General features: G+C 63.0%; 8 protein-coding genes. 4 read left to right on the top strand and 4 right to left on the bottom strand.

The genetic code is table 11. From position 1 onward, the window contains the following. Positions 1 to 452: 452 nt before the first annotated feature. The 3 genes from dnaB to RS9916_RS10035 all read right to left on the bottom strand — a co-directional run bounded on the left by dnaB (position 453) and on the right by RS9916_RS10035 (position 3,406). Positions 453 to 1,871: a replicative DNA helicase gene (dnaB, locus tag RS9916_RS10045; RefSeq protein ID WP_007099279.1), complete on the bottom strand. Its 1,419-nt coding sequence runs from the start codon at positions 1,869 to 1,871 to the stop codon at positions 453 to 455. 103 nt (positions 1,872 to 1,974) lie between these two features. After that, positions 1,975 to 2,433 (bottom strand): 50S ribosomal protein L9, encoded by a 459-nt coding sequence (gene rplI / locus RS9916_RS10040; RefSeq protein ID WP_007099278.1) that lies wholly within the window; start codon positions 2,431 to 2,433, stop codon positions 1,975 to 1,977. Between the two features lie 40 nt (positions 2,434 to 2,473). Further along, entirely contained in the window at positions 2,474 to 3,406 is a 933-nt protein-coding gene (locus tag RS9916_RS10035) for a fatty acid desaturase (protein WP_007099276.1), read from the bottom strand. Positions 3,407 to 3,487: 81 nt separating this feature from the next. Here RS9916_RS10035 and RS9916_RS10030 point away from each other — a divergent pair, with 81 nt between their 5' ends. Next, positions 3,488 to 4,219, top strand: coding sequence for a hypothetical protein (locus RS9916_RS10030; RefSeq protein ID WP_007099275.1), 732 nt, complete (start codon positions 3,488 to 3,490; stop codon positions 4,217 to 4,219). A gap of 27 nt (positions 4,220 to 4,246) precedes the next feature. Here RS9916_RS10030 and RS9916_RS10025 read toward each other — a convergent pair whose 3' ends face one another. Further along, entirely contained in the window at positions 4,247 to 5,110 is an 864-nt protein-coding gene (locus tag RS9916_RS10025) for an acyl-CoA desaturase (protein ID WP_369791605.1), read from the bottom strand. Positions 5,111 to 5,287: 177 nt separating this feature from the next. Between RS9916_RS10025 and RS9916_RS10020 the strand changes: the two genes are divergently transcribed. From RS9916_RS10020 to gcvP, 3 genes are read left to right on the top strand one after another with little or no spacing between them, the layout of a single operon-like run. Next, a complete protein-coding gene (locus tag RS9916_RS10020; protein ID WP_007099273.1) occupies positions 5,288 to 6,580 on the top strand; it encodes a methionine gamma-lyase family protein in 1,293 nt (430 codons plus the stop codon). Positions 6,581 to 6,603: 23 nt separating this feature from the next. Further along, positions 6,604 to 6,993, top strand: a complete 390-nt coding sequence (gene gcvH / locus RS9916_RS10015; RefSeq protein ID WP_007099272.1) for a glycine cleavage system protein GcvH — start codon at positions 6,604 to 6,606, stop codon at positions 6,991 to 6,993. A 39-nt stretch (positions 6,994 to 7,032) separates the two neighbouring features. After that, the gene (gene gcvP, locus RS9916_RS10010; RefSeq protein WP_007099271.1) at positions 7,033 to 9,996 is read left to right on the top strand and encodes an aminomethyl-transferring glycine dehydrogenase; all 2,964 of its coding nucleotides are present in this window, start codon (positions 7,033 to 7,035) and stop codon (positions 9,994 to 9,996) included. The last annotated feature ends 88 nt before the right edge of the window (positions 9,997 to 10,084 follow it).

The following is a 10,084-nucleotide window of genomic DNA, read 5'->3' as shown; positions in this document are numbered from 1 at the left end:
TGATTAAGCCAGGGCTATGGGACTAAAGGTGCGAGCGTGGCAAAGTCGTTGGCTTTAGTGCACGCACGCGGCTCTCAGGTGACTTTAAGTCGAAATTTATGCAGGTGCTGCTGAAGCCTTGGCCCCAATAGTGCTAATTGCGTGAATCCGAACGTACGCGATTGGGTTTGATTACGCAGCGCAGCAACTCCTACGCACGCGCGCAGTCCTTTTGTATTGGAGCAGCATCAGCGCCGATTGGACCGACTCAGCGATGAGACGAAGGTTTTGCGCCCAAAACGGCGGATCTTGTGGCGCCCCCGCGGCAGCCAGCCGGTGGTTTTGCGTAAGGCCTTCAGCCAACCAGCCACGTAGTTGCGATGCCGCTGTGGACTGAGAACCCAGCGCGCGACGTAGGACGAGCCAACACCGAAGAGCAGAATGCGACCGATCTACATGGGCGGGCGTCTGATTTAGGCCGCCAGGTTGCGGAAGCGGGTGAACTGCGGCTCGAACAGCAGTTTCACAGTGCCGACCGGGCCGTTGCGGTGCTTGGTCACGATCACTTCGGTGATGCCCCGATCGGGTGTTTCCGGGTTGTAGTACTCGTCGCGGTAGATCATCAGCACCAGGTCGGCGTCTTGCTCAATCGAGCCTGATTCGCGCAGATCACTGAGCATCGGGCGCTTGTTGGTGCGTGACTCCACGCCACGGCTGAGCTGGGAGAGGGCGATCACCGGCACGTTCAGTTCGCGGGCCATCTGTTTGAGGGCACGGGTGATTCGCGAAATTTCCTGCACACGGTTGTCAGGGCTCGATCCTTCCATCAGCTGTAGGTAGTCGATCACCACCAGGCCTAGTTCTTTGCCCTGTTCCGCCATCAGGCGCCGGCAGAGGGAACGCATCTCCAGCACGCCGGAGTTGGGTTTGTCGTCGATGTAGATCGGCAGTTGCCCCAGGGTGTTGATGCCCTGGCCGAGCAGGGGCCATTCCTCTTGTTGCAGGCGTCCGGTGCGCAGACGGCCGGCTTCAATGCCCACTTCCATCGACAGCAGCCTGTAGGTGAGCTGCTCTTTGCTCATCTCCAGCGAGAACACGCACACCGGCAGGTCGTGGAGTTGGGCCACGTTCTTGGCCAGGTTGAGCACGATCGAGGTTTTCCCCATGGCCGGACGTCCGGCCACGATGATCAGGTCGCTGCGTTGCAGGCCCTGGGTCATCGCATCCAGGTCGTAGAAGTTCACCGGGATGCCCGCGACCGATGTGCCCAGGGAGCGGCTTTCGATCTCGTTGAAGGTGCTGGTGAGGATCTCCGCTGTAGGGGTGAGCCCTTTGGTGGGTTTCTCCTGGCTGATGGCGAAGATCGTTTGCTCGGCCTTGTCCAGCACCTGTTCCATCGGCAGGCTCTGGTCGAAGCCCAGCTGGATCACCTCATTGCCCGAGCGGATCAACTGGCGCCGCAGGAACTTGTCCATCACCAGGCGGGCCACCTGCTCGATCGAGGCGGTGGACGCCACCCGTTCCACCAGTTCCACTAGGCGGTTGCTGCCACCCACTTTGTCCAGGGAGCCGGTGTCCGCCAGCCAGGCGGTCATCGCCGTGAGGTCGGTGGGTTTTCCCTGGCTGTGGAGCATCACCGCGGTGCGGAAGATCTCCCGGTGCGCATTGAGGTAGAAGGCCTCGGGCTGCAGCACGTCAGCCACCCGGCCGATGGCGTCGGGATCGAGCAGGATCCCGCCCAGCACTGCTTCCTCCGCTTCCAGGTTCTGGGGCGGAACGGAATCGGGGAGGGCCTCAAAGTTGGGCTCATCGCGTTGGCGACCCTTGCCGAAGCCCTTCCGGCCAGCTTCAGCGGACTCGCCACCGGATTCAGCGAAGGGGGCGGTCACCATGGGGTCGGCCGATCAAGAAGCGAAAACCCACTCTGACGCACCTAGGAGCAAGCGTCAGAGTGGGTTGTGACGGCCTCAAAGAAAGGCCCGAAGGAGGGTTGGATCAGTAGCTGACCACTTCCAGGTTGATCTCAGCGGTGACTTCGCTGTGCAGCTTGACGCTGACTTTGTAGTTGCCGGTGCGGTGGATGTCGGGCACGGTGATGTCGCGGCGATCCACTTCCTTCTTGGTGGCGGCTTCGATGGCCTCGGCCACGTCGCCGTTGGTCACGGTGCCGAACAGCACGTCGTCGTCACCGGTTTGCTTCTTGACGGTGAAGCGACCAATGGTGTCGAGGGCGGTGCGGAAAGCGACAGCGTCTTCCTTGAGGGCGGCTTGACGCTCAGCTTCCTTGGCGCGGCGGTGCTCCACCTGCTTCAGCACGGCAGGGGTGACGGGCACGGCTTTGCCAAAGGGAAGCAGGAAGTTGCGGGCATAGCCGGGGGCCACTTCCACCATGTCACCGTCCCGGCCGAGGCTGAGGACGTCCTCATTCAGAACGACTTGTACGCGCTTGGCCATGGGAACGATCCTTACGACGTCTAATTAGCAGTCGGCAACTTTACGATGCGACCGGCAACCGGATCTGGCTGGCCAGCCCCAGGGCCCGCATCAGGCGAATGTGTTGCCAGGTGAGATCGATCTGGCCGGGCTGGAGGCCATGGCGCGCTGAATGGGGGAAGGCGTGGTGGTTGTTGTGCCAGCCCTCGCCGAAGGTGAGAGCAGCCACCCATTTGTTGTTGCGGGAGGCATCACCGCTGTCGTAGGCCACCGTGCCCCAGCAGTGGGTGGCGGAGTTCACCAGCCAGGTGACGTGATAGACGAGCACCAGGCGCAGGGGAATGCCCCAGAGCACCATCGCCCAGCCGCCCACACCAGTAGCGCTGCCGATCCAGAACAGGAGCAGGCCAAGGGGGAGCTGGAGCAGCAGGAAATTGGTGTTGAGCCAGCGGTAGTAGGGATCACTGACTAGGTCGCCGCTCAGGCGAGGCACGGCCTGCATGGCTGGGATCGGTTGGAACATCCAGCCCATGTGGCTCCACCAGAAGCCGCGATGGCTGTTGTGGTGATCAGCATCCGTATCGGAAAACTTGTGGTGGTGGCGATGCAGGCCCACCCAGTCGATGGGGCCGTGCTGGCAGCTGAGGGCGCCGCAGGTGGCGAAGAAGCGCTCCAGCCAGGTGGGAACCCTGAAGGAACGGTGTGATAGCAGGCGGTGGTAGCCAATGGTCACCCCCAGGCAAGCGGTGACCCAGTAGAGGATCGTCAGGGCGCTGACGGCTTGCCAGCTCCAGAACTGCGGCAGCAGGGCCACGATCGAAAGAATGTGGATCGTGATCATGAATCCGATCGTTCCCCAGCGCTTGGCCTGATCGGGCTGCACGGCCATGTGCCCTTTGCGCGGCTGGTGCAGGAGGGCGGCAAGCTTCAAAGCCTCGTGCGAAGCTGCAGGCCTGCTCGGTGGAGACGGCGCTGTGATCACGCTGGTTGTCATCTCTAATCTGATCGCTTTCCCAAAAGTATACGCGATAAGGATTCGTATCAAGTGACGGCTTCTGGTTCTGGCTCTGATTGTGTGACCAAGGGTTACCGGGATCGCCTGGCGGAGGGGCGCCGGGCCATGGCGCATCTGGTGCATGTCTGGCACGAGCGCAATGGCTGGTCCCACAAGGTGCTGCCGGCTTTGGCGGAAGCGCTTGATCTCGGCCGTGTTCACAACTCCCAGATCTCCAACCTGCGCAACGGCAAGCTCGCGGCCCCAGGGCCTGAGGTGTTTCTCGCCCTTGGACAGGCCAATGCCGTGTTGTTGGCCGGTCTGGATCCAATTCGCGAGCGCTTGCAGGAGGTGCATCCCGAGTTGCTGCAGGTGCTGGCCGATGGCCATGCCCCGTTGGTCAATGCGGCCGGTCAACCCCTGGGGGCTGGAGCGTTGTTCGAGATCTTTGTTGGCTTGGCCGCCTTGCCGCCCGGGTTCGACTGGCGCATCGACGCCGAGGAAGCGGCTGCCTTGAGTGCCGCCTTGGCCGATCAGCTTTGCGATGGCCGCAGTTGGCGCTTCTGCCGTGACGCGGTGATGGAGGCCTATCCGGTGAGCAAGAGTCAGCGCCGTGATCGTTTTGCGGCCGTGATGGCTGGCATGCGTGATTACAGCGCCGAGGAGTTGGATGGCGAGCTGCTGGATCTGTTCGCGGCCTATCAGGCCCTCGGTGGTTCGGGCCGCAATGGTGCTGAGGGCTTTCTCGCTCAGTTGCGCAGCCGTGCAAAAGCCCTGGGAGCGGCCGAGTCGTCGACTGCATCCCAGGGCTGAATAGCTCCGATGAGCTTGATGGGGTGATCAGGCCGGATAGCGGGCCTGGCGCACGCGGCGGGTAAGGCCGAGCCGCTGCAACAGGCGGATGTGCATCCAGGTGATGTCGAATTCGAACCAGCGCAGGCCATGGCGGGCGCTGGCGGGGAAAGCATGGTGGTTGTTGTGCCAGCCCTCGCCGAAGGAGAGCACGGCCACCCACCAGCAATTGCGAGAGAGATCGGGGCAATCGAAGTTGCGATAGCCGAAGGCGTGGGTGGCGGAATTCACCAGCCAGGTGACGTGATACACGACCACCAAGCGCAGGGGGATGGCCCAGAGCACCAAGCCAAGGCCGCCGCCGTGCACTTGGGCGGCGTTGCCATACCAATACAGACCTAAGCCCAGAGGAATCTGGAGCAGCAGGAACCAGCGATCCAGCCACACATAGAAGCGATCACTCAGCAGGTCGCCGCCGAAGCGTTCCTTGTGCTCCAGCGCCGGGATCTCGTGGAGCATCCACTCGCTGTGGCTCCACCACAACCCACGGCCCGCATCGTGGTGATCGTTGGGTTGATCCGAAAACTTGTGGTGGTGGCGATGCAGGGCCACCCAGTCGATGGGGCCGCTCTGGGCGGCCAGGGTGCCCATCACCACCAGCACCCGTTCCAGCCAGCGGGGAACCTCGAAGCTGCGGTGGGCCACCAGGCGGTGGAGTCCGAGGGTCACGCCCAGCACCGTGGCCCAATACAGAACGCCGAAGGCAACAGCACCCTGCCAGCTCCAGAACCGCGGCAATAGAGCCACGGTGGCCAGCACGTGCATCGCCACCATGAACGATGTGGTGCCGCCTTTCAGCTTGCGTTGCTTGCGGGGCAAGGGGTCTCGGGGGGCCATCACCGCCGCACGCATGCGCAGCTCGCGCTCGGAGGTGGTGGAAGCCGGAGTGGTTGTGACCAAGGAGATCTCCACGGACCGAACCTGATTGGGGACCGCGTGAAAACGCGACGCCAACGCAGTCGGCTGGAGAAATGAATGTAGGAGAGCGCTGCATGATGTAGCGAACGGCACGGATTTCAGGCGCTATCCATGGCTTCTCAACAGAGCGATTCCCTGGACGCGCAATCACGGGCCCGGGCTTTGGTTGCGGCGGTGCGCGAGCGGCTTGCACCCCAGGCGGCGGCCCGCACCACAGCAGTCGCTGCACGGTTAGAGAAGGTGCTCGACGCTTTTGCTGCCGAGCGGGTCGGCACTCAGCATTTCGCTTCTCTCACCGGTTATGGCCATGGTGACCAGGGCCGGGAGGTGCTGGATCGGGTGTTTGCCCGCGTGCTTGGTGCCGAGAAAGCAGCGGTGCGGCTTCAGTTCGTCAGCGGCACCCATGCCATCGCAGCAGCCCTGTTTGGTGTGCTGCGCCCTGGTGATCGGATGTTGTCCATCACCGGGTGCCCTTACGACACCCTTGAGGAGGTGATCGGATTGCGGGGCGAGGGGCAGGGCTCTCTCGCTGAGTTCGGTGTTGCTTACGACGAACTGGAGCTCACGCCATCAGGTGCCGTGGATGAAGACGCTCTCGATGCCGCTCTGGCGGTGCCGCGTCGCTTAATCCTGATCCAGCGCAGTTGTGGTTACAGCTGGCGGCCATCGTTGTCGGTGGAAACGATCGGCCGTTTGTGCGCCCGGATTCATGCGCGCCAGCCCGACTGCGTCTGCTTTGTCGACAACTGCTATGGCGAGCTAGTCGAGCCCCAGGAACCACCGGAGGTGGGCGCTGATCTGGTGGCAGGCTCCCTGATCAAGAATCTGGGCGGCACCATCGCCCCCAGTGGTGGTTATGTGGCGGGCCGTGCCGATCTGGTGGAGCAGGCCTGCTGCCGGCTCACAGCACCGGGCATCGGCAGTGAGGGCGGCACCGGTTTTGACCTCCATCGCCTCTTGTTGCAGGGCTTGTTTCTGGCCCCGCAAATGGTGGCCGAGTCGCTGATCGGTGCCGACCTGGTGGCAGAGACCTTTGCCAGCCTTGGCTTCCCCGTTCAGCCCCAGGCGGCTGATGGCCGCAGCGATTTGATTCAGGCGGTGCGGTTGGGGAACCCGGAGGCCCTCAAAGTGGTGTGCAGAGCCTTTCAGGCCTGCTCTCCCATCGGCTCCTATCTTGACCCAGTGCCTGCATCCATGCCCGGTTACGCCAGCGATCTGGTGATGGCCGGCGGCACGTTCATCGATGGCAGCACCAGTGAGTTTTCTGCTGATGCGCCATTAAGGGAGCCTTTCAATCTGTACGTGCAGGGCGGCACCCATCGCGCCCATGTGGAGCTGGCGCTTGTGCGCGCCCTGGCGGCTCTGCACGCAGCAGGACTTGTGGATCTGCCCCACACTGGGTGAGGTATTTGCCCGCTCCCGGCCCTATGGCCTTTGATTTCCCTGAGCAGTTCCGCTACGCCGATAGCCACGAATATGCCCATCCGGATGGGGATCTGGTTCGCATTGGGATCAGTGCCTTCGCGGTGGATCAGCTGGGCGACATCGTGTTTGTCGATCTGCCCGAGGTGGGCAGCGCTCTAGGTCGCGGCAGCAGTTTCGGCACCGTCGAGTCGGTGAAGGCGGTGGAAGAGATGTATGCCCCGGTGAGCGGCGAGGTGGTGGAGCGCAACGAATCGGTGCTGGCTAGCCCTGAAGAGCTGCAGAATGATCCCCATGGCCAGGGATGGCTGCTGGCGGTGCGTCCGTCCGATGCGGCGCAGCTCGAAGAGTTGATGGATTCCGTCACCTATGCCGCCAAGGTGGCCGCAGCCTGAGCGCAAGTTCTTACAGTCAGCTGACTCCGCGAGAGCGACTTGACCCAGCTCGAACAGCGTCCACAGTCCGCTGAGACGGCCATCAAGTTTTCGCCCTTTGTGCAGCGCCATGTCGGCCCGAATGCGGCCGATCAGCAGGTGATGCTGCAGGCCCTCGGCTTTGCCGATCTCGACGCGTTCGTACGAGCGGTTGTTCCCGCAGCGATCCTGGATGCGGAGCCGCCGGTGGCGTCGATGCCGCCGGGTTGTGGTGAGGCCGAGGCCCTGGCAGAGCTGCGTCAGATCGGTTCCCAGAACAAGGTCCGCCGCTCCTTGATCGGCTTGGGCTATCACGACACCGCAACTCCGGCGCTGATCAAGCGCCATGTGCTCGAGAACCCGTCCTGGTATACCGCTTACACCCCATATCAAGCAGAGATTGCCCAGGGCCGGTTGGAGGCCCTGCTCAATTTCCAGACTCTGATCAGCGAGCTCACGGGCTTGCCGATCGCCAATGCCTCTCTGCTGGATGAGTCCACCGCTGCGGCCGAAGCGATGGGCCTCAGCTTTGCGGTCTGCAAGCGACCGGATGCCAAGCGCTTCCTGGTGGACGCTGCTGTGTTGCCTCAGACCTGGGCGGTGTTGCAGACCCGCGCTGAGCCCCTCGGGGTGGTGCTGGAGCTGGCGGAACCGGAAGCCTTCCGCTGGGATGCGGATGTGTTTGGGGTGTTGCTGCAGTTGCCCGGGCGCTGCGGACGTCTCTGGGATCCCAAGCCGCTGATCGAGCAGGCCCATGCCCATGGGGCGCTCGCCACTGTGGCGATCGATCCCTTTGCCCAGGTGCTGATGGCCCCTGTGGGTGATCTGGGGGCGGACATTGCCGTGGGTAGTGCCCAGCGCTTTGGTGTGCCCATGGCCGGTGGTGGCCCCCATGCGGCCTTTTTCGCCACGCGCGACGCCTTCAAACGCCAGGTGCCTGGTCGCATCGTCGGCCAGTCACGGGATGCCGAAGGCAACCCTGCCTTGCGCCTGGCACTCCAGACCCGGGAGCAGCACATCCGCCGCGATAAAGCCACCAGCAACATCTGCACCGCCCAAGTGCTGCTGGCAGTGATGGCGTCGTTTTATGCCGTTCATCACGGCCCCGATGGCCTTGCCGTGATCGCCCGGCGCATGGTCGCTTTGCGTCACCAGTTGGAAAGCGGCTTGCGTCAGCTCGGCTACCCGGTGGCTGAGCAGTGTCGTTTCGACGGCCTCGATGTGCATTGCCCTCAGGCTCCCGTGGTGCATCGCCTGGCCTCAGAGCAGGGCTACAACCTGCGGGTGTTGCCTGATGGCGCCTCTCCGGAGCAGGCCGAGGGATTCGGCATCAGCCTGGATGAATGCAGCGATAGCGAGGAGCTGGAGAGCTTGCTGGGGCTTCTGGCTGCGGCCTTGGGCGTCACTCCGCCGCCCCCGCTGGAGAGGGGTGCCGATGATGAAACTCTCTCCGGAGCTGCATTGGCGGCAGCTTTGCCGGGTGTTCCCCTGCGCCAGACCCCCTGGCTGCAGCAGCCGGTGTTCCATCAGCACCGCAGTGAAACGGAGCTGCTGCGCTACATCCAGCGCCTGGTGAGCCGCGATCTCTCCTTGGTGCACAGCATGATCCCGCTGGGCAGCTGCACGATGAAGCTCAATGCGGCGGCGGAACTGGCACCAGTGAGCTGGCATGGCTTTGCCGCTCTGCATCCGTTCGCTCCAGCGGAGCAGCTGGCGGGTTTCGAGCGGATGGTGACTGACCTGGAACGCTGGTTGGCGGCGCTCACCGGATTCGCGGGTGTGTCGTTGCAGCCCAATGCCGGCTCTCAGGGTGAATACGCCGGACTGCTGGTGATTCGTGCCTGGCATCAGTCCCGCGGGGAAGCCCACCGGGATGTGTGTCTGATCCCCACCAGTGCCCATGGCACCAATCCCGCCAGTGCGGTGATGGCAGGCCTGCGGGTGGTGGCGGTGGCCTGCGACGAGCAGGGCAACGTTGACCTGGCGGATCTACGTGCCAAGGCCGAGCAACATGCCGACCGTCTGGCTGCCCTGATGGTCACCTACCCCTCGACCCATGGGGTGTTTGAGCCGGGGATTCGGGACATCTGCGACTGCGTGCATGCCCACGGCGGTCAGGTCTATCTCGATGGCGCCAACCTCAATGCCCAGGTGGGGCTTTGCCGCCCTGGGGCGTTTGGGGCGGATGTCTGCCATCTCAACCTGCACAAGACGTTCTGTATTCCCCATGGTGGTGGCGGGCCTGGGGTTGGTCCGATCGGTGTGGCGACCCATCTGCTGCCCTTCCTTCCCGGTCACCCCCTCGCGACCTGTGGCGGTGACCAGGCGATCAGTGCGGTGTCAGCCGCGCCTTGGGGCAGTGCCGGCATTTTGCCGATCAGCTGGATGTATCTGCGGCTGATGGGCCCCCATGGCCTGCGCCAGGCCACGGCTGTGGCCTTGTTGTCGGCCAACTATCTCGCCCGTCGCCTTGATGCCCATTTCCCAGTGCTGTTTCGAGGTGAAGGAGGGCTGGTGGCCCATGAATGCATTCTTGATTTGCGTGGGCTGAAGCGCACCGCCGCTCTGGAAGTGGACGACATTGCCAAGCGGTTAATGGATTACGGCTTCCATGCCCCCACCGTCAGCTGGCCTGTGGCCGGCACGGTGATGGTTGAGCCCACCGAAAGTGAAAGCCTGGCGGAATTGGATCGTTTTTGTGACGCCATGATTGCCATTCGGGCGGAAGCGGCGGCGATTGAATCAGGCGCCATCGATTCGCTGAACAATCCCCTGAAACGGGCTCCTCACACGCTTGCTGCGGTCACCGCTGATCACTGGGATCGCCCTTACAGCCGTGAGCAAGCGGCTTTCCCCCTGGCCGGTCAACGGGAGTCAAAATTCTGGCCCCATGTGGCCCGGATTGATAACGCCTTTGGCGATCGCAATCTGGTCTGCACCTGTCCTTCTGTGGAAGAGCTGGCGGAGTTGCCGTCCGCCGGTTAAATTTTCATCGAAATCGGAAAAATACCTTTCGGTTTCATCTGCAGAACGAAAAGTGTTTCCACACTGTTCGGCATCTGCTTCATCGCAG

It is taken from the genome of Synechococcus sp. RS9916, assembly GCF_000153825.1.
Lineage (GTDB): Bacteria > Cyanobacteriota > Cyanobacteriia > PCC-6307 > Cyanobiaceae > Synechococcus_C.
The sequence above is the reverse complement of the archived record's forward strand: the minus strand, read 5'-3'. Positions and strand labels throughout refer to the sequence as shown.

Coding starts and splice junctions, on each gene's coding strand:
- rplI (WP_007099278.1), bottom strand. CDS start 2,433: ATGGCCAAGCGCGTACAAGTCGTTCTGAATGAGGACGTCCTCAGCCTC.
- gcvH (WP_007099272.1), top strand. CDS start 6,604: ATGGCCTTTGATTTCCCTGAGCAGTTCCGCTACGCCGATAGCCACGAA.
- RS9916_RS10025 (WP_369791605.1), bottom strand. CDS start 5,110: ATGCGTGCGGCGGTGATGGCCCCCCGAGACCCCTTGCCCCGCAAGCAA.
- dnaB (WP_007099279.1), bottom strand. CDS start 1,871: ATGGTGACCGCCCCCTTCGCTGAATCCGGTGGCGAGTCCGCTGAAGCT.
- RS9916_RS10035 (WP_007099276.1), bottom strand. CDS start 3,406: ATGACAACCAGCGTGATCACAGCGCCGTCTCCACCGAGCAGGCCTGCA.
- RS9916_RS10020 (WP_007099273.1), top strand. CDS start 5,288: ATGGCTTCTCAACAGAGCGATTCCCTGGACGCGCAATCACGGGCCCGG.